At 72.7% G+C, this 17,855-nt stretch carries 16 protein-coding genes and 1 pseudogene; all 17 read left to right on the top strand.

Features of this window, described 5'->3' with window-relative positions:
• Positions 1 to 70 precede the first annotated feature (70 nt).
• Positions 71 to 1,201 carry a MupA/Atu3671 family FMN-dependent luciferase-like monooxygenase gene (locus IH45_RS0117810; RefSeq protein ID WP_050514938.1) on the top strand — a complete coding sequence of 377 codons (1,131 nt, stop codon included), beginning with the start codon at positions 71 to 73 and terminating at the stop codon, positions 1,199 to 1,201.
• A gap of 65 nt (positions 1,202 to 1,266) precedes the next feature.
• The gene (ssuE, locus tag IH45_RS0117805; RefSeq protein ID WP_032917714.1) at positions 1,267 to 1,839 is read left to right on the top strand and encodes an NADPH-dependent FMN reductase; all 573 of its coding nucleotides are present in this window, start codon (positions 1,267 to 1,269) and stop codon (positions 1,837 to 1,839) included.
• Positions 1,840 to 2,045: 206 nt separating this feature from the next.
• Positions 2,046 to 3,113 carry a glucose-1-phosphate thymidylyltransferase gene (locus IH45_RS0117800; protein ID WP_030668683.1) on the top strand — a complete coding sequence of 356 codons (1,068 nt, stop codon included), beginning with the start codon at positions 2,046 to 2,048 and terminating at the stop codon, positions 3,111 to 3,113.
• A complete protein-coding gene (gene rfbB / locus IH45_RS0117795; protein ID WP_030668680.1) occupies positions 3,110 to 4,096 on the top strand; it encodes a dTDP-glucose 4,6-dehydratase in 987 nt (328 codons plus the stop codon). The genes IH45_RS0117800 and rfbB overlap by 4 nt, the downstream gene beginning before the upstream one ends.
• Positions 4,093 to 5,838 (top strand): FAD-dependent oxidoreductase, encoded by a 1,746-nt coding sequence (locus tag IH45_RS0117790; RefSeq protein ID WP_063763011.1) that lies wholly within the window; start codon positions 4,093 to 4,095, stop codon positions 5,836 to 5,838. Before rfbB ends, IH45_RS0117790 begins: the two co-directional genes overlap by 4 nt.
• Positions 5,839 to 5,913: 75 nt before the next feature.
• A complete protein-coding gene (locus tag IH45_RS0117785; protein WP_030668676.1) occupies positions 5,914 to 6,687 on the top strand; it encodes an NAD-dependent epimerase/dehydratase family protein in 774 nt (257 codons plus the stop codon).
• 79 nt (positions 6,688 to 6,766) lie between these two features.
• A complete protein-coding gene (locus IH45_RS0117780) occupies positions 6,767 to 7,495 on the top strand; it encodes a VC0807 family protein (protein WP_050514937.1) in 729 nt (242 codons plus the stop codon).
• Positions 7,496 to 7,648: 153 nt separating this feature from the next.
• On the top strand, positions 7,649 to 8,623 hold the full coding sequence (locus IH45_RS0117775; protein WP_032917713.1) for an NAD-dependent epimerase/dehydratase family protein: 975 nt from the start codon (positions 7,649 to 7,651) through the stop codon (positions 8,621 to 8,623).
• Positions 8,624 to 8,763: 140 nt separating this feature from the next.
• On the top strand, positions 8,764 to 10,068 hold the full coding sequence (gene rfbH / locus IH45_RS0117770; RefSeq protein WP_030668666.1) for a lipopolysaccharide biosynthesis protein RfbH: 1,305 nt from the start codon (positions 8,764 to 8,766) through the stop codon (positions 10,066 to 10,068).
• Positions 10,069 to 10,113: 45 nt separating this feature from the next.
• Positions 10,114 to 10,875, top strand: coding sequence for an SDR family NAD(P)-dependent oxidoreductase (locus tag IH45_RS0117765; RefSeq protein WP_030668664.1), 762 nt, complete (start codon positions 10,114 to 10,116; stop codon positions 10,873 to 10,875).
• Positions 10,872 to 12,293: an NDP-hexose 2,3-dehydratase family protein gene (locus tag IH45_RS0117760; RefSeq protein ID WP_030668661.1), complete on the top strand. Its 1,422-nt coding sequence runs from the start codon at positions 10,872 to 10,874 to the stop codon at positions 12,291 to 12,293. The genes IH45_RS0117765 and IH45_RS0117760 overlap by 4 nt, the downstream gene beginning before the upstream one ends.
• Positions 12,286 to 13,311, top strand: a complete 1,026-nt coding sequence (locus IH45_RS0117755) for a Gfo/Idh/MocA family protein (protein ID WP_050514935.1) — start codon at positions 12,286 to 12,288, stop codon at positions 13,309 to 13,311. The genes IH45_RS0117760 and IH45_RS0117755 overlap by 8 nt, the downstream gene beginning before the upstream one ends.
• Positions 13,308 to 14,951, top strand: coding sequence for an acyl-CoA carboxylase subunit beta (locus IH45_RS0117750; protein ID WP_030668652.1), 1,644 nt, complete (start codon positions 13,308 to 13,310; stop codon positions 14,949 to 14,951). The genes IH45_RS0117755 and IH45_RS0117750 overlap by 4 nt, the downstream gene beginning before the upstream one ends.
• Positions 14,952 to 14,967: 16 nt before the next feature.
• Positions 14,968 to 15,192 carry an acyl-CoA carboxylase subunit epsilon gene (locus IH45_RS1000000146560; RefSeq protein ID WP_078897624.1) on the top strand — a complete coding sequence of 75 codons (225 nt, stop codon included), beginning with the start codon at positions 14,968 to 14,970 and terminating at the stop codon, positions 15,190 to 15,192.
• A 412-nt stretch (positions 15,193 to 15,604) separates the two neighbouring features.
• On the top strand, positions 15,605 to 15,883 hold the full coding sequence (locus IH45_RS0117745; RefSeq protein ID WP_030668649.1) for a hypothetical protein: 279 nt from the start codon (positions 15,605 to 15,607) through the stop codon (positions 15,881 to 15,883).
• 204 nt (positions 15,884 to 16,087) lie between these two features.
• Entirely contained in the window at positions 16,088 to 17,401 is a 1,314-nt protein-coding gene (gene eccD, locus IH45_RS0117740) for a type VII secretion integral membrane protein EccD (RefSeq protein WP_394298681.1), read from the top strand.
• Positions 17,402 to 17,464: 63 nt separating this feature from the next.
• Positions 17,465 to 17,855, top strand: a pseudogene (locus IH45_RS1000000148750) (MinD/ParA family protein); the annotation flags it as partial.

Genomic DNA, 17,855 nt, shown 5'->3' with positions numbered 1-17,855 from the left:
CAGGGTGCGGGCACCACTGACGACGCGACCGAGGCCGGGCGGTGCTCCGCCGGCCTCATGGAGGCGGCCAATGCTGCGAATTCAGGACGGGGGCGGACCCGGCGGGGGCGGAAGGCTCGACTTCGGCGTGTTCTTCTTCGCCGCGCTGGGCGACCGGGTGCGGGAGACGTACGGACTGATGCTGGACTGCGCGCGCCGCGCCGACGCGCTCGGCCTCGCCTTCGTCTCCACCCCGGAGCGCCACTTCCACCGCTTCGGCGGTGCCTTCCCCAACCCCGCGGTGTCCTCGGCGGCCATCGCCGCGGTCACCGAGCGGGTGCAGATCCGGGCCGGCAGCGTGGTCACCCCGCTGCACCCGACCGCCCGCGTCGTCGAGGACTTCGCCATGGTCGACGGCCTGTCCGGCGGCCGGGCGGCGATCTCGGTCGGCTCGGGCTGGAACGTCAACGACTTCGTGCTCGCCCCCGACCGGTACGAGGGGCGGCGGGAGCGGATGACCGCCGACGTCACCGCGATCCGCGCGGCGTGGCGCGACGGCACCTGGACCGGGCCCGGCCCGCTCGGCGGTGACGTCACCCTGGAGATCTTCCCGCGGCCGGTGCAGCCGGAGCTGGAGATCTGGGTGACCGCCTCGCGCAGCGAGGGCACCTTCCGCGAGGCCGGCCGGCTCGGCTGCAACGTCCTCACCCACCTGGAGAACCAGGATCCCGACTCCCTCGCCGAGAAGGTCTCGGTCTACCGCGCCGCGCGCGCCGAACACGGCTGGGCGGGCCCCGGGAAGATCACCGTGATGATGCACACCTACCTCGCCGAGGACGCCGGGCAGGCCCGCGCGACCGGCGGCGCCTGGCTGCGCGACTACCTGCTCACCGCCATCGACCTGGAGGCGAGCGCGGTCGGCGCGGGCGGGCGGATGAGCGGCGGCAAGCCGGGCCGTGACGTGCTGGCCGCGCAGGGGGCCCGCCGCAAGCTCGCCGACCTCGCCGTCAACCGCTATCTGTCCGGCAACTCCCTCATCGGCTCCGTCGACGAGGCCGCCGCGGTCGCCGAGCGCGTCCGCGCCGCCGGCGCCGACGAGATCGCCTGCCTCGTCGACTTCGTCGGCGACCCGGACCAGGTGCTCGCCTCCCTGGAGCACGTCGGCGCGCTCAGCGGGCGTTTCGCCGCGGCTTCGCGCGACGGCGCGGGCGCCGGTGTCTGACCACACGGACCGACCAGCGGCGGGCGCGGCCCCGACAGCGCCGGCCGACCGCAGAAGGGCCCACCATGCCGACCATCATGGCTGTCTCCGGCAGCCCTTCCCCGGCCTCCTTCACGCAGGAAGTGCTCGCCCTCACCGCCCGGCGGCTGCGCGCGGCGGGCCACCGCGTGGACACCCTGGCCGTACGGGACCTGCCGGCCGAAGCGTTGCTCGGCGCCGACACCGGCCATCCCGCGATCGCCGACGCGGTGGCCCGGCTGGCCGCCGCCGACGCGGTCGTGCTGGCCACCCCCGTCTACAAGGCCGCCTACTCCGGCCTGCTCAAGGCGTTTCTCGACCTGCTCCCGCAGTACGCGCTGGAGGGCAAGGTCGTCCTCCCGCTCGCCTCGGGCGGCTCGCCCGCCCACACCCTCGCCATCGACTACGGCCTGCGGCCCGTGCTGGCCTCGATGCGGCCGGCCGCCATCACCGGCGCGGTCTTCGTACCGAGCAACGAAGCGCGGCGCGGGCCGGACGGCCGGCGCGAGGTGGACCCGGCGGTGTCCGCGCGGCTGGCCGAGGCCGCGGACCGCTTCGAGAAGCTGCTCGCCGCGCTGGCCCCGGCCGCCCGTTCCGTCCCCGTACGGGAGGCGGCGTGACGGTTTCCGGCGGGCAGCCGGAATCGAGGGGTCCTCGACCGGCACCGCCCATCGTCGCCCCAGCCGCGCGCCGCGGGCACCGCGCACAATCTCGTACGTCCCCCACACCCCGCACACCCCACACACCCCACACACCCCACACACCCCGTACGTCCCCTAGACACAGACAGATCCACAGAGATCCACGGTGAGGAGAGGAGCCCCCGATGAAGGCTCTGGTGCTGTCCGGCGGGACGGGTACCCGCCTGCGTCCTTTCAGCTATTCGATGCCCAAGCAGCTCATCCCGATCGCCAACAAGCCCGTGCTGGAGCACGTGCTGGACAACATCCGCGCCATCGGCGTGACCGAGGTCGGCATCATCGTCGGCGAGCGCGAGCCGGAGATCCGGGCGGTGCTCGGCGACGGTGCGGACCTCGGTCTGCACCTCACCTACCTGCGGCAGGACGCGCCGCGCGGGCTCGCGCACTGCGTGCAGGTCGCCCGGGACTTCCTCGGCGACGACGACTTCGTGATGTACCTCGGCGACAACATGCTGCCGCAGGGCGTCGCCGAGGCCGCCGAACGGTTCCGCCGGGTGCGGCCGGCCGCACAGGTGGTGGTGCAGCGGGTCGCCGACCCGCGCGCCTTCGGGGTGGCCGAGGTCGGCCCGGAAGGCCGGGTGGAACGGCTGGTCGAGAAGCCGGAGGAGCCCAGGACCGATCTGGCGCTGATCGGCGTGTACTTCTTCACCCCCGCCATCCACGAGGCCACCGACGCCATCGGGCCCAGCGGGCGCGGCGAGCTGGAGATCACCGACGCCGTGCAGTGGCTGGTCGCCCGGGGCGCCGACGTGCGCGCCGAGGAGTACACCGGCTACTGGAAGGACACCGGCAGGGTCGAGGACGTCCTGGAGTGCAACCGCGAGCTCCTCGACCACCTGGTCCGCTCCGTCGAGGGCACGGTGGACGAGGAGTCCGTGCTGATCGGCCCGGTCGTCGTGGCCCCGGGGGCGCGCATCGTGCGGTCGTTCATCGAGGGCCCGGCGATCGTCGGCGCCGACAGCCTCGTCGCGGACAGCCGGATCGGCCCGCACACCGCGATCGGCCGGGACGTACGGCTGCGCGGCACCCACATCGACTACTCCATCGCCCTGGACGGCGCCTCCGTCTCCGGCGTGCACGCCGTGCACGGCTCCGTCATCGGGCGCTCCGCCGCCGTCAGCAGCGGCGACAACGGCATCCGCAAGCACCGGCTCGTCGTCGGTGACCACACCGAGATCGAGGTCGCGGCATGAGGCTCCTGGTCACCGGCGCCGCCGGATTCATCGGCTCCCACTACGTCCGTACGCTGCTCGCCGACGGCCATCCCGGTTACGAGGGCGCGCACGTCACCGTCGTGGACAAGCTGACCTACGCGGGCAACCGCGACAACCTCCCGGCCGCGCACCCGCGGCTGGAGTTCGTCCAGGGCGACATCTGCGACGCCGGACTGCTGAACGAGCTACTGCCCGGCCACGACGCGGTCGTCCACTTCGCCGCGGAGTCGCACGTCGACCGGTCCGTGGAATCCGCGGCCGAGTTCGTCCGCACCAACGTCGGCGGCACCCAGACTCTCCTCGACGCGTGCCTGCGCACCGGCGTGCAGCGCGTCGTGCACGTCTCCACCGACGAGGTCTACGGCTCCATCGCGGAGGGCTCGTGGACGGAGGAGTGGCCGCTGCTGCCCAACTCCCCGTACGCGGCCTCCAAGGCCGCATCCGACCTGATCGCCCGCGCCTACTGGCGCACCCACGGCCTGGACGTGTCGATCACCCGCTGCTCCAACAACTACGGCCCGTACCAGCACCCGGAGAAGCTGATCCCGCTCTTCGTGACCAACCTGCTGGAGGGGCTGGAGGTCCCCCTCTACGGCGCGGGCGACAACATCCGCGAATGGCTGCACGTCGACGACCACTGCCGCGCCATCCAGCTCGTGCTGGCCAAGGGCCGGGCCGGTGAGGTCTACAACGTCGGCGGCGGCAACGAGCAGACGAACAGCGCGATCACCGGGAAGCTGCTGGAGCTGACCGGCGCCGACTGGCGCAGCGTGCGCCGCGTCGCCGACCGCAAGGGCCACGACCTGCGCTACTCGCTCGACGAGTCGAAGATCCGCGACGAGCTCGGCTACCGGCCGCTGATCCCGTTCGAGCGGGGCCTCGCCGACACCGTCGCCTGGTACCGGGACAACCCCGGCTGGTGGAAGCCCGTCAAGAGCCGGACCGGGAAGGAGCAGGGATGACCGCCGAGCGCCCGGCGCCGCAGAACGCCCCCGACGTGCTGGTGGTCGGCGCCGGCCCCGTCGGCCTGACCGCCGCCCACGAACTGGCCCGGCACGGCGTGCGGGTACGGCTGGTCGACGCCGCCGACGGCCCGGCCACCACCAGCCGCGCCCTCGCCACGCACGCGCGCTCGCTGGAGACGTACGAGCAGATGGGCGTCCTCGACGACCTGCTGCCGCGCGGGCAACGCGTCGAGCACTTCACGCTGCACCAGAACGGCCGCAGGCTCATCCGGTTCGACACCGACTACAGCCGGCTGCCCACCCGCCACCCCTTCACGCTCATGGTCGACCAGGTCGTCACCGAGGAGGTGCTGCGCACCGCCGCCGCCCGGCGCGGTGTCGAGGTCGAATGGCGCACCCGGCTCACGGAGTTCGAGGACACCGGCGACGGCGTCACCGCGCTGCTCGCGCACGCCGACGGCACCACGGAGACGGTACGGGCCGGCTGGCTGGTCGGCACCGACGGCGGCCACAGCACCGTGCGCAAGCGGCTCGGGCTGCCGTTGCGGGGCGACAGCAGCGAGACCTGGCTGATCGCGGACGCCGTCGTCCACTGCGACCTGCCGCGCGACAGCATCCACTGGATGCGCACGCCGGAGGGGACCGTGATGCTGGTGCCGTTCCCCGAGCCCGGCAAGTGGCGGCTGCTCGACACCCGCGACGCGACGTACCACGGTGACGACGAGGCGATCGCCAGGCGCTTCGCCCGCAAGATCCGGGCCGGTACCGGGACCGCGGTCACCGTCGAGGCCCCCACCTGGGTCTCGGTCTTCACCATCCAGCAACGCATGATCCCCGAGATGCGGGCGGGCCGCTGCTTCGTCGCCGGTGATGCGGCGCACGTCCACAGCCCCGCCTCCGGCCAGGGGATGAACACCGGTGTCCAGGACGCCTACAACCTCGCCTGGAAGCTCGCCGCCGTCATCCGCGGCCAGGCCGGTGAGGCGCTGCTCGATTCCTACAGCGCCGAGCGCGTCCCGGTCGGCGCGAGCCTGCTCGCCTCCACGAAGTTCGCCACGGTGCTGGTGCAGCTGAAGAACCGCTACGCCGCCGCGGCACTGCGCGGACTGTTCACCTTCGTACGCTGTCTGCCGCCGCTCAAGGGCAGGATCGAGCGGAAGATCATGGGCGGCATGTCCGCGCTGGACCTGCGCTACGAGGACAGCCCGGTCACCCTGCGCGCGGAGGGCACGGCCGTAGGCACCGTGCCACCCGGTTCGCGGCTCTCCCGGGTCACCGCCGCGGGCACGGAGCGCTCCACCGGCTGGCGCGAACTCCTCGCCGAACTGCGGGAAAGCGGCTGGACACTGCTCGCCTTCGCCCGCGAGACGGACCACCACGCGCTGAGCCGGCTCGCCGAGGAGTACGCGGGCACCGTGCGGGTCCGCGTGGTCGTACCCGGCCCGGACTCCGACGGCCCGCCCGGCCTCCGGCCGCTCGCCGACCCGGAAGGCCGTCTCCGCGCGGATCTGCGGGCCGCGCCCGGCAGTTGGCTGCTGGTACGTCCGGACGGCTACGTCGCCGCGTCCGGCGCCGACCTCGCTGCGCAGCCTCCCCGACCGGCCCTCGACTCGCTCGGCATCCGGCCCGGTCCCGCTCCGGCCACGCCCGCCTCCACGCCCGCCTCCACGCCCGTCTCCACGGCCGGCGACACGGCGGCGTACGGTCCGGCGTCCGCGCCCGGCACCGCCGCGGCCTGAGGCCCGGACGGCACCTGCGCGCCCGTCGCCCGTCCCTCCCCCACCCGTCCCCCTCCCTCCGAGACAGGACTCAGCATGCACATCGTGGGAAGCGGGTTTCTCGCCCGGAGCCTCGGACCACTGGCCGACCGGCATCCGGACACCGTCGTCCTGGCCGCCGGCGTCTCGTGGGCGAGCGGCACCTCGGCCGCCGACTTCCGGCGCGAGTCGGACCTGCTGCGCGAGTGGTCCGACCGCTGCGCGGCGACCGGCCGGCGCCTGCTGTTCTTCTCCACCGCCTCCACGGGCATGTACGGGCGGGTGGCGGGGCGCGCCGCGGAGGACATGGCGGTCGAGCCCTGCACGCCGTACGGCAGGCACAAGCTGGCGATGGAGCGGCAGCTCGCCGACTCCGGCGCGGACTTCCTCGTACTCCGCCTCGCCCACCTGGTCGGACGCGGCCAGCCACCGCACCAGCTGCTGCCGGTGCTGGCACGCCAGGTGCGCGAGGGCGCCGTGCAGATCCACCGCGGCGCCAGCCGTGACCTGATCGCGGTGGACGACGCGCTGACCGTCATCGACCGGCTGCTCGCCCTCCGGCTGCGCGGCGAGACGGTCAACGTGGCCTCCGGCAGCGCGGTTCCCGTCGAGCGCATCGTGGACTGGCTGGAGCACCGGCTCGGCACCCGGGCCCGGCGCGAGTACCGGTCGGCCGGCGCCCGGCACTGCGTCTCCACGGCCAAACTGCTGCGCCTCGTACCCGAGGCGGCCGGTCTCGGCTTCGGCACCGACGCCTACCCCCTGAAGGCGCTCGACGCCTTCCCCCTCGGCCCGCCCCGCAGCGCCGGAACGGCCGCCGCCCCGTCCTGAACCACCGCTCAACCCCCGCTCAAGCCAGGGCTGCCATCGTGCCCCTGCGACCCCAGGCGATGTGAACAAGGAGACCCCCATGAGGAAAGCCGCGACCGCCGGCGGCCGGACGCCGCAAGCGCCGACGCCGAATAGCGGGCTCGGTGCCGCCCTCCGCCCTCTGATCATCGATGTCGCCGTTCCGCTGGCGCTGTTCTACGTCCTGAGCGACCTCGTGCATCTGAGCACCGTGAAATCCCTGGTCATCAGCGGCCTCGTACCCGCGGTGCGCACCCTGTTCGGCCTGGTCACCGAGCGCCGGATCAACGGCCTCGCGATCCTGATGCTGGTGGTGACCCTGGTCGGCGCCGGGATCAGCGCGATCACCGGCGACGCGCGGCTGATGCTGGCCAAGGAGTCGCTGGGCACCGGCCTCGTCGGGCTGTCCCTCCTGGTCTCCGCGTTCACCCCGCAGCCGCTGATGGCGAGCGCGATGCGCCCGTTCATGACCAAGGGCGACCCCGTCAAGGACGCCGCCTGGCAGCACCTCCGGGACACCTCGCCGCAGTTCCGCAGCGGCATCTCCAAGGTGACCCTGGTGTGGGGGATCGGGCTCCTCGGCGACTGCGTGCTGCGTGTGGTGGGCGCCTACACCCTGCCGGTGGACACCATGGTGTGGATGTCCAACGTCATCCTGCTCGGCGCCATCGCGGTGCTGGCCATCGTCGGCGGCAAGGTCAACGACAAGGCGGAGAAACTGCTGGAGGACGAGGCGGCCCGGCGCTCCCACCCGGCGCCGCCGCAGCGGACCGGCACCGAGGCGGCCTGACCGGGCCGCGGACCGCCGACAGCGGAACCACATCCATACGCCCCGGGGCAGGCAGGACACCCGGGGCAGGCATACGGAGCGCCGACAGGCCGCCACGACCGACGTGGCGGGCCGGTCGGCGCTTCTGTTCCGACCGCATCAAGAGGGGGAGACGTGACCGCCGACCGATCGGCAGCGCAAGCGGCACGGGCGGTGGTGCTCGGCAGTACGGGGTTCGCCGGGCGCCATATTCGCGAGACGTTCGAGGCGGCGGGCACACCGGTGATCGGGGTCGCTCGCAGTGAACGGGCTCCCGGCGCCCGCCGGCTGGACCTCTGCGGAGTGTCCGTGGCGTCGCTCGCCGCCCTCCTGCGCGACACCCGGCCGACCGTTGTCGTCAACGCGGCGGGCGCGGTGTGGAACACGGCGGGCGACCAGCTGTCGTTGCTGAATGCCGCACTGCCCGCGAAGCTGGCCGACGCCGTCGCGCTGCTCCCGGCAAGGCGCAGGCCCCGCCTGGTCCAGCTGGGTTCCGTCTACGAGTACGGGTCCGTACCCGACGGCACGCGCCTCACCGAGGACCGGCCACCCGCCACGGGTGGCCACTACGGCCACACCAAGCTGCAAGGAACCCGGGCGCTGCTCGACGCGGCCGGCGCCGGCGCACTCACCGCGGTCGTCCTGCGCGTCGCCAACATGGTCGGCCCCGGCGCCCCGCCCGCCAGCCTGCCCGGCATGGTCGCCGGGCACCTCACCGCTGCCCGCGCGGCCTCGGCGGCAACGGGCCGGGCCCCTGCGCTGCGCCTGACCCCGCTCGTCGCGCACCGCGACTACGTCGACGTCCGCGACGTCGCCGAGGCCGTGCTGAGGGCCGCGACGTGCGACGCCGCGGTACGGGACCGGCCGGGCCGGGTGTTCAACATCGGGCGCGGCGAGACCGTCGCCGTACGCGGTCTCGTACGGCGGATGATCGAGCTGTCCGGGCTGCCGGTGGAGCTCGTCGAGGAGGGGGACGGCGAGGCGCCGCGCGGCGACACGGGGGCGTACCTGCTCGACGTGGGAGCGGCCGGCCGGGAGCTCTCCTGGCGCCCGCGCCGCGGTCTCGACCAGAGCCTCGGCGATCTGCTGCGCGCCCCGGCCGCGGGCTGAGACGGCCGGGCCGGAAGGGCGCCGCCGTGGCCACTGCCCCGCGGCCCAGTCGCCGGTCTAGGAACGTTCAAGGCCGCCGGAGCAGGATCCGGCAGGACGGGCGCGGGCGCCGTGCCGGACCGATCACGGAGGTAACGGAGATGAGTGATCATCGGGAGCTTGTGCTCGACGAGGTGCGCAAGTACCACCAGGAGCAGCAGAACGACCGGCCGTTCGTGCCCGGTGTCACCGAGATCTGGCCCTCCGGCGCCGTACTCGACGAGGACGACCGGGTGGCGCTCGTGGAAGCGGCGCTGGACCTGCGTATCGCCGCCGGCCCCAGCTCCCGCCGGTTCGAGTCGCGGTTCGCACGCCGCCTCAAGCGGCGCAAGGCGCACCTGACGAACTCGGGCTCCTCGGCCAATCTGCTCGCGCTGACCGCGCTCACCTCCCGCCACCTCCAGGACCGGCGGCTGCGCCCGGGCGACGAGGTCGTCACGGTGGCCGCCGGTTTCCCCACCACCGTCAACCCGATCCTGCAGAACGGGCTCGTCCCCGTCTTCGTCGACGTCGAACTGGGCACGTACAACACCACGGCCGAACGCGTCGCCGCGGCCATCGGGCCGAAGACCAGGGCAATCATGATCGCCCACGCGCTCGGCAACCCCTTCCCGGTCGCCGAGATCGCCCAGCTCGCCGTCGACCACGACCTGTTCCTGATCGAGGACAACTGCGACGCGGTGGGCGCCACCTATGTCGGTCAACTGACCGGCACCTTCGGCGACTTCGCCACCGTCAGCTTCTACCCGGCGCACCACCTCACGATGGGCGAGGGCGGCTGCGTGCTCACCTCGAACCTCGCGCTGGCCCGCATCGTGGAGTCGCTGCGCGACTGGGGGCGGGACTGCTGGTGCGAGCCGGGCGAGAGCAACAAGTGCCTCAAGCGCTTCTCGTACCAGATGGGGACGCTGCCGGCCGGCTACGACCACAAGTACATCTTCTCCCACGTGGGTTACAACCTGAAGGCGACCGACCTCCAGGCGGCCCTGGGCCTGACGCAGCTCGCCAAGCTCGACCGGTTCGTCGAGGTACGCAACCGCAACTGGCGCCGGCTGCGGGACGGACTGGAGGGCGTGCCGCACCTGGTGCTGCCGGAGGCGACGCCGCGCAGCGAACCGAGCTGGTTCGGCTTCGTCCTCACCGTGGACCCGCAGGCGCCGTTCAGCCGCGCCGAACTGGTCGACTTCCTGGAGAGCCGGAAGATCGGCACACGGCGCCTGTTCGCCGGCAACCTCACCCGGCAGCCCGCCTACGTCGACCAGCCGCACCGCGTCGTCGGCAGCCTCCGCAACAGCGACGTGATCACCGAGCAGACGTTCTGGGTGGGGGTCTACCCGGGGCTGACGGAAGAAATGATCGACTACATCGCCTCCTCCGTCCGGGAGTTCGTCGCCGCCCACCGCTGACGCGGGCTCGGCGAGCCCGTCAGGCCCACACCAGAAAGGACAACCATGGACCTCGGACTGAGCGGCCGCACCATCCTGGTCACCGGCGCCACCGGAGGCATCGGCCAGGAGATCGCCCGCGCCTTCTCCCGGGAGGGCGCGCGCGTCGCGGTCGCCTACCACGGCGACCGCGAAGGCGCCGAGAAGCTCGCCGCGGAGCTGGGCTCGGCGGACGACCGCGCGTTCGCCCTGCGGTACGCCCTCGACGAGCCGGAGTCGGCGCGGCACGCCGTGGCCGCCGTCGAGGAGCGCTGGGGCGCGCTCGACGTGCTCGTGGTCAACGCCGTACGCCGCGGCGCGCGCCGCGCACCCGGCACCCGCTTCGAGGAGGTGCCCGAGGAGGACTGGCGCCCGGTGCTGGACAGCAACCTGGCCCCCGCGGTGCGCACCGCGCAGCTGGCGGTGGCCGGCATGCGCAGACGCGGCTGGGGCCGGATCGTGCTGATGTCGTCGCACAACGCGCTCGACGGCAACCCCGGCCAGGAGTTCTACGGCGCCGCCAAGGCGGGCCTGCACGGGCTGGCCCGCAGCCTGATGTGGGACCTGGGCGGCAGCGGCGTCCTCGTCAACGTGGTCTGCCCCGGCCTGACCGCGACCCGGCAGGTGCTGGACGTCCTGCCGGAGCCGGTACGGGCGCGGGAAGTGGCCGCGACGCCCACCGCCCGGCTGACCACGCCGGACGAGGTGGCACGGGCCGTGCTGTTCCTCGGCTCGGCCGCCAACGGCAACATCACCGGAGAGGCACTGACCGTGGCAGGTGGCCGATGAGCACCGCATTCCTGGAACCGGCGGTCCTGCCGTCCCGGCCGCCCCGCACACTGAGCGCCCGCCGTGACGCCGGGATGTCCGCCCGGTTCGCACGGTCGGCCGCGGTCACCGACGGGGCGCACCTCGCCCTCGCGGACTTCCCCGGCTGGCTCGCCGAACGCGGCCGGGCCGGCACCTTCCGCGTCGAGCGGATCCCCTTCGCCGACCTGGAGGGCTGGTCCTTCGCCCCGGACACCGGCAACCTGGTGCACCGCACGGGACGGTTCTTCTCCGTGGAGGGGCTGCACGCGACCAGCGACAGCGGCCCGTACCGCGACTGGTACCAGCCGATCATCAAGCAGCCCGAGGTCGGCATCCTGGGCATCCTGGTCAAGGAGTTCGACGGGGTGCCGCACTTCCTCATGCAGGCCAAGATGGAGCCCGGCAACCCCCACCTGCTCCAGCTCTCCCCCACCGTGCAGGCCACCCGGAGCAACTACACCAAGGCCCACCAGGGCGCCGACGTGAAGTACGTCGACCACTTCCTGCGGCCCGGGCTCGGCCGGGTGCTCACCGACGTCCTGCAGTCCGAGCACGGCTCGTGGTTCTTCCACAAGAGCAACCGCAACATGATCGTCGAGGCCCGCGGCGAGGTCCCGCTCCACGAGGACTTCTGCTGGCTGACCCTCGGCCAGCTCAACGCGCTGCTGCACCGGGACAACGTCGTCAACATGGACGCCCGTACGGTGCTCGCCACGCTGCCCACCGCCTACGGCCGCGAGCGGGCGCTGCACTCCGACACCGGGCTGCTGTCCTGGTTCACCGCACGGCGCGCGCGGCGCGAGATGACCGCGGAGCGCGTACCGCTGGCGGCGCTGCCCGGCTGGTCCCGCACCGACACCCGCATCACCCGGGACGACGGCAGGTTCTTCGACATCGTCGCGGTCCGCGTCGAGGCGGACAGCCGCGAGGTGGCCCGCTGGACCCAGCCGCTGGTCGAGCCGGTGGGCCGCGGCGTGTGCGCCTTCCTCACCCGCACCATCGACGGCGTCCGGCACGTCCTGGTCAGTGCCCGCGCCGAGGGCGGCTTCCTCGACACCGTCGAACTGGGCCCCACCGTCCAGTGCACCCCCGGCAACCACCCCGGCGCGGCCCGGCCCCCGTACCTCGACCAGGTGCTGGGCGCCGGCCGGGAGCGCGTCCGGTACGAGGCGGTGCACGCCGAGGAGGGCGGCCGTTTCCTCAACGCCGAGGCCCGCTATCTGATCGTCGAGACCGCCGAGGGCGAGCCGGGCCACGAGCTCGACCCGCCGGACGGATTCCGCTGGGCCACCCCCGCCCAGCTCACCTCCCTGGTCCGGCACGGGCACTACGTCAACGTCCAGGCCCGCACCCTCCTGGCGTGCCTCAACGCGAGGGAAGTCGGCGCCGGTGAGTGAGCAGGCACCCGTCCGCGTCGGTGTGCTGGGCTGCGCGGGGATCGCCCGGCGCCGGATGCTGCCGGCCCTGGCGGCCGCCGCCGGCACCGAAGTGACGGCCGTCGCGAGCCGCGACGCGGACAAGGCGCGGCGGACGGCGGACCAGTACGGCTGCGCGGCCTTCACCGGCTACGAGGCCCTGCTGGAGTCGGACGACGTGGACGCGGTCTACGTACCGCTGCCGATCGCGCTGCACGCCGAGTGGGTGGAGGCGGCGCTGCGCACGGGACGCCACGTCCTCGCCGAGAAGCCGCTCACCGCCGACCCGGCCACCACCGAGCGGCTGCTCGCACTGGCCGGCGAACGCGGCCTGGTGCTGATGGAGAACGTGCTGTTCGTCCACCACCCCCAGCACACCGCCGTACGGAAACTGGTGGCCGACGGCGAGATCGGCGAGCTGCGGACGGTCAACGCCACGTTCGCCATCCCCGAACTGCCGCCCGACGACATCCGCTACCGCCCCGAACTCGGCGGCGGCGCACTGCTGGACGTCGGCCTGTACCCCGTACGCGCCGCACTGCACCTGCTCGGCGGCGGCCTGCGCGTCGCGGGTGCGGTGCTGCACCGCGACGCGGAGCGCCGGGTGGAGACCTCCGGCGCCGCGCTGCTCCAGGCGCCGGACGGAGTGATCGCCAACGTCACGTTCGGCATCGGCCACGCCTACCGGTCGGCGTACGAGCTGTGCGGCAGCAAGGGCCGCATCCGGGTCGAGCACACCTTCACCCCGCCCGCCGACCACCGCCCCGTGCTGCTGGTCGAACACCCCGGCGCCACCACCCCCGTGGTGCTCGACGCCCACGACCAGGTCGCGGCAGCCGTGGAGGCGTTCGCCACCGCGGTCCGCACCGGTGGCCCCGGCACCGCCGGCCCGGTGGACGCCGAGGCATGCCGGGAACAGGCCCGCCTCCTCGCCGACATCCGCGACATCGCCACATCCGGGGCGGCCGCCGGCCCGGCCCCGGGGGAAGGACGTCCATGACCATCGTCGACGGGGCACCCCGCGCACACACCATGCCCGCACCAGCCGCACCACCGCCCCCACCCAATCCCCTCTCCCCGCCCACACCCCCCTCCACACGACGGCTCGCCGCCGAACTCACCGACCTGCGCGAGAAGGTGCACGACGGGCCAGGGGAACAGGCGACCCGGGCCCAGCACGCGAAGGGCAAGCTCACCGCCCGCGAGCGGCTCGGCCTGCTCTTCGACAAGGACACGTTCACCGAGATCGAGGGGTTGCGCCGGCACCGCGCGACGGGCTTCGGCCTGGAGGCGAAGAAGCCGCACACCGACGGCGTCGTCGTCGGCTGGGGCACGGTCGAGGGCCGTCCCGTCTTCGCCTACGCCCATGACTTCCGTATCTTCGGCGGCGCGCTCGGCGAAGCGCACGCCCAGAAGATCCACAAGATCATGGACATGGCCGAGGCCGCGGGCGCGCCCCTCGTGGGCCTGTGCGACGGCGCCGGCGCCCGCATCCAGGAGGGCGTCACCGCCCTCGCCGGCTACGGCGGCATCTTCCAGCGCAATGTGCGCAACTCCGGCGTGATCCCGCAGATCTCCGTGATGCTCGGCCCGTGCGCAGGCGGCGCCGCGTACAGCCCCGCGCTCACCGACTTCGTCTTCATGGTGCGCGGCACCTCGCAGATGTTCATCACCGGCCCCGATGTCGTACAGGCCGTCACCGGCGAGCAGATCAGCCACGACGGTCTCGGCGGCGCCGACGTGCACGCCGAGTCGACCGGCGTGGCGAGCTTCGTTTACGACGACGAGGAAACCTGCCTCGCCGAGGTGCGCTTCCTGCTGTCGCTCCTGCCCGCCAACAACCGGGAGCTGCCTCCCGTCACCCCGGCGGACGACCCCGCCGACCGTCGCTGCGAAGCCCTCCTCGACCTCGTTCCGGCCGACGGGAACCGCACCTACGACATGCGCGACGTCATCGAGGAGATCGTCGACCACGGCGACTACTTCGAGGTGCACGAGCGGTGGGCGACCAACGTCGTGTGCGCGCTGGCCCGCCTCGACGGCAACGTCGTCGGCATCATCGCCAACCAGCCCGCCTCGCTCGCCGGCGTACTGGACATCCGGTCGTCGCAGAAGGCGGCGCGCTTCGTCTCCTTCTGCGACGCGTTCAACATCCCGCTGGTCACCCTGGTCGACGTGCCCGGATTCCTGCCCGGCGTGGACCAGGAGCACGGCGGCGTCATCCGGCACGGCGCCAAGCTGCTCTACGCCTACTGCAACGCCACGGTCCCGCGCGTCTCGCTGGTGCTGCGCAAGGCGTACGGAGGCGCGTACATCGTCATGGACTCCCGCTCCATCGGCACCGACCTCTCACTCGCCTGGCCCACCAACGAGATCGCGGTGATGGGCGCGGAGGGCGCGACAGGCGTGGTCTTCCGCCGCGAGATCGCCGCCTCCGACGACCCCGAGCGCACCCGCGCCGAACGCATCGCGGAATACCGGCGCGAGCTGATGCACCCGTACTACGCCGCCGAGCGCGGCCTCGTCGACGACGTGATCGACCCGGCGGAGACCCGCTCCCGCCTGATCGACGCACTCGCCGTCCTGCGCGCGAAACACACCCCGCTCCCCAGCCGCAAGCACGGCAACCAGCCGCAGTGAAGCACAGGAGAAGCCGGTGCAGCCCGAATCCGAGATCCGCATCGTCCACGGCCGCGCGACCCCCGAGGAACTGGCAGCGATAACCGCCGTGCTCTACGCGGTCGCCAGGAGCCGCGCTGCCACCCACGCGAACCAACCAGCAAAATCCGTAGTTTTGCGCTGGCCCACCAACGGACGGGCTCATCATCCGCCCGGGGCCTGGACTGCCGGTCCGGGTCCTTGGTGGGGCCGGGCTGCTTGACACCGTGCGAGGCGCGCCCCGCACGACTTTCGAACCAACTCGAATGCCGAGCCCTGAATAGTCCCGCTTCGGCCGACGCGTCCCCGACCGGCGACAAAGGCCATCCATCTTTGGACCTTGTTTTCCAGGCGGCCGGAAAAGTCGGCCGGGCGTAACCGGCCCTGCTCACCGGGACGGTGCGACTCCGACCGCCCGTCCAGGTACTCCTGCGCGCCAGAGACGGCTGCGCTGATGTCGCCCCCAGGCCCACCCGGCCACGGGGGCGACAAGAAGACGGCCCCGCCGTTGTCAGTGGCTGGGAGTATCGTCGTCCAACCACGGTGCTTGCCGAGTGGCGGTCCGGCATGACCGTTGCCGGACCGGGGGCACACCGTGGCCGAGGCGACGGACGACTGAGGCGACGGACGACGAGATGGCGCGGGATTACGACAGTCAGCTGTTGGAGTCGGTGGCGGTACGCCGCCGCCGGATGCGGGATGCCCTGTTGTTCGGTGCGCAGCGGGGGCGCCGCACGGCGGACGAACGGCTGGGGAAGGTCTTCGCAGGGGTCGCGATCACGGCCGTTCTGTGCGCGGGCTGCGTGGGGTGGTCGTTTCTTCAGCACACGCTGGCCACACAGAAGGCCGAGCAGGAGAAACAGCAGCGTCAGATGCAGCAGCACGAACAGCCGGCCCGGTCCGCGAAATCGTAGAAGCCCGCATTCCGAATTCGGACAGAGCCGACGTCATTTCCGAGGATTTCGGAAAGAGTTCCCGGTGGTGGAGGAAAAGTTCCCTGAACACGGAGCCAGGACGGAGACATGCCCCATTTCGGCCGAGGAGTTCGTCAACTCCGCGATGATAGGCTGCGGTAAGTGGTGAGCAGAGGAGTAAGTTCCCGGGCGCAACTGAGCCGAGTGACGTTGGTCGGCGAGCGACGCCGGGCCGATGTCGTCCTGCTCTCCGATACGCCGATAGGCCAGCTGATCCCGGAGATCCTGCCGTTGCTGGGTGACCGGCCCGCACCGCGGCCGGTGGCGCGGCAGCTGATGACGTCCGATGGCTCCGTCCTGCCGCACGACAGCACGCTGGCGTCGGCCGGGGTGTCCGACGGCGCCGTGCTCCGGCTCGTCACCACGCACTCCGCGCCGCCGGCTCCCGTTGTGCACGACGTCACCGATCAGGTGGCCGACGACCTCGACCTGCGGGCTTGGCGCTGGCGCCCTGCCGCGCGCCGGGCCGGTGCGGGTGTGGCGGCCGTCGCCTTCGCCGTGATCGCCGCGCTGCTGGCCCGCCGTGAAATCCCGCTCGACTCCCTCGTCGGTGTCCTGGCAGTCGTATCGCCCGTGCTCCTGGCGGCCGGTGCGCTCGTCGCCAGGGTCGGGCGGGGAAACCGGGGACTGGCGACCGCGCTCCTGCTCACCTCCGGCGGGCTCGGTGTCCTCACGGCGTGGACGGCTGCCGATGCCTTCGGCTGGTCAGGCACCGGACGACTCGCTGCCGTCGCCGGTGTGCTGGTCGTGACACTCGTGTTTCTGGGTTACTTCTCTCCGCTGGGCAAGGGCGGACTGGTCGGTGCGGTGACCACCGCGGCGATCGCCGTGGTCTGGGAGGTGACGGCCGCGGTGCAGGGGGATCCGGCCCGGCTCGGTGCCGTGCTGGCCGTCTTCTCTCTGGTGCTGCTCGGCGTACTGCCGCGGCTCGCGCTGATGGCATCGGGGCTCAGCACGCTCGATGACCGCCGCTCGGGCGGCGCGTCCGTCAGCCGTCACCAGGTGGGTACCGCGCTTGCGGCGACGCACCGCGGCCTTGCCCTCTCGACGGTCGTCACCGCGATTTCGGCAGCCGCCGCCGGCTGGCTGCTCACGCTGGCGGAGAAGCCGACCGTGTGGACCGTGGTGCTGGCGGCGCTGGTTGTCGTGGTACTGGTGTCGCGAGCGCGAGCGTTCCCGCTGGTCGCTGAGGTTGTCGCGCTCCTCGCTGCCGCATCGTGCCTCGTGGTGCGCCTGGTGATGTGGTGGATGGAGCATGCGGGAGGTGTCGGACCGCTGGCCCTGCTGTGCGCGGCCGCGGTGCTGCCATTGCTCGTCCTGGCCGTGCAAGTGCCCGAGCATGTGCAGGTACGGCTGCGGCGCACGGGCGATCTGGTCGAGTCCATCGGCCTGGTGGTGCTCTTCCCGCTCGCCTTCGGCGTGTTCGGTGTCTATGGGCAGTTGCTCAACCAGTTCTGACAGTACTGAGTCGTCGTGCCGGCGCTCCGAGCGGGGCGGCAGGTTGGGGGGTGAGGGGCAGGCATGCCTAGCGGAGCCGACTGGCAGGGTGAGGTGCTGCGCGACCTGGGGAGTGGCGCCCGGCAAGGCACGCAGGACGCCGACGGGCAGGCGCTACGCTCCCCCGCGCCGGGCCCTGCCCAGCCTGCGGAGGGCCCCCGGGCGCCGGACGCCGTCCGGGTCAACGGCGCGCCGCAGCAGGCCGGTTACCCCTGTCTGGGTCAGGAGGAGCAGGCTTCGGCCATGCACTCGCCGGGACCTCGGCCTCGAAGTGCCCCCGACTCCCGGCCCGTAGCGGACGAGAGGCTGCTCGGATCGCTACGCAGCAAGCCGCAGCACGGCGAGTCCTTCGCCGCGCGCGCCACACGTACCCTGCGCCGTACGCTCTCCTCGTCCGCCGCGCGGGAAGTCGCCG

This window comes from Streptomyces rimosus subsp. rimosus (assembly GCF_000720725.1).
Lineage (GTDB): Bacteria > Actinomycetota > Actinomycetes > Streptomycetales > Streptomycetaceae > Streptomyces > Streptomyces rimosus_A.
Note: the sequence above shows the minus strand (reverse complement) of the source record. Positions and strands in the feature narration are given on the sequence as shown.

Excerpts from the sequence above, each read along its gene's own strand:
- IH45_RS0117765 (WP_030668664.1), top strand. The coding sequence starts at position 10,114 with ATGGACCTCGGACTGAGCGGCCGCACCATCCTGGTCACCGGCGCCACC.
- rfbB (WP_030668680.1), top strand. The coding sequence starts at position 3,110 with ATGAGGCTCCTGGTCACCGGCGCCGCCGGATTCATCGGCTCCCACTAC.
- IH45_RS0117780 (WP_050514937.1), top strand. The coding sequence starts at position 6,767 with ATGAGGAAAGCCGCGACCGCCGGCGGCCGGACGCCGCAAGCGCCGACG.
- IH45_RS0117785 (WP_030668676.1), top strand. The coding sequence starts at position 5,914 with ATGCACATCGTGGGAAGCGGGTTTCTCGCCCGGAGCCTCGGACCACTG.
- IH45_RS0117760 (WP_030668661.1), top strand. The coding sequence starts at position 10,872 with ATGAGCACCGCATTCCTGGAACCGGCGGTCCTGCCGTCCCGGCCGCCC.
- IH45_RS0117750 (WP_030668652.1), top strand. The coding sequence starts at position 13,308 with ATGACCATCGTCGACGGGGCACCCCGCGCACACACCATGCCCGCACCA.
- IH45_RS0117800 (WP_030668683.1), top strand. The coding sequence starts at position 2,046 with ATGAAGGCTCTGGTGCTGTCCGGCGGGACGGGTACCCGCCTGCGTCCT.
- IH45_RS0117790 (WP_063763011.1), top strand. The coding sequence starts at position 4,093 with ATGACCGCCGAGCGCCCGGCGCCGCAGAACGCCCCCGACGTGCTGGTG.
- ssuE (WP_032917714.1), top strand. The coding sequence starts at position 1,267 with ATGCCGACCATCATGGCTGTCTCCGGCAGCCCTTCCCCGGCCTCCTTC.
- rfbH (WP_030668666.1), top strand. The coding sequence starts at position 8,764 with ATGAGTGATCATCGGGAGCTTGTGCTCGACGAGGTGCGCAAGTACCAC.
- IH45_RS0117745 (WP_030668649.1), top strand. The coding sequence starts at position 15,605 with ATGGCGCGGGATTACGACAGTCAGCTGTTGGAGTCGGTGGCGGTACGC.
- IH45_RS0117810 (WP_050514938.1), top strand. The coding sequence starts at position 71 with ATGCTGCGAATTCAGGACGGGGGCGGACCCGGCGGGGGCGGAAGGCTC.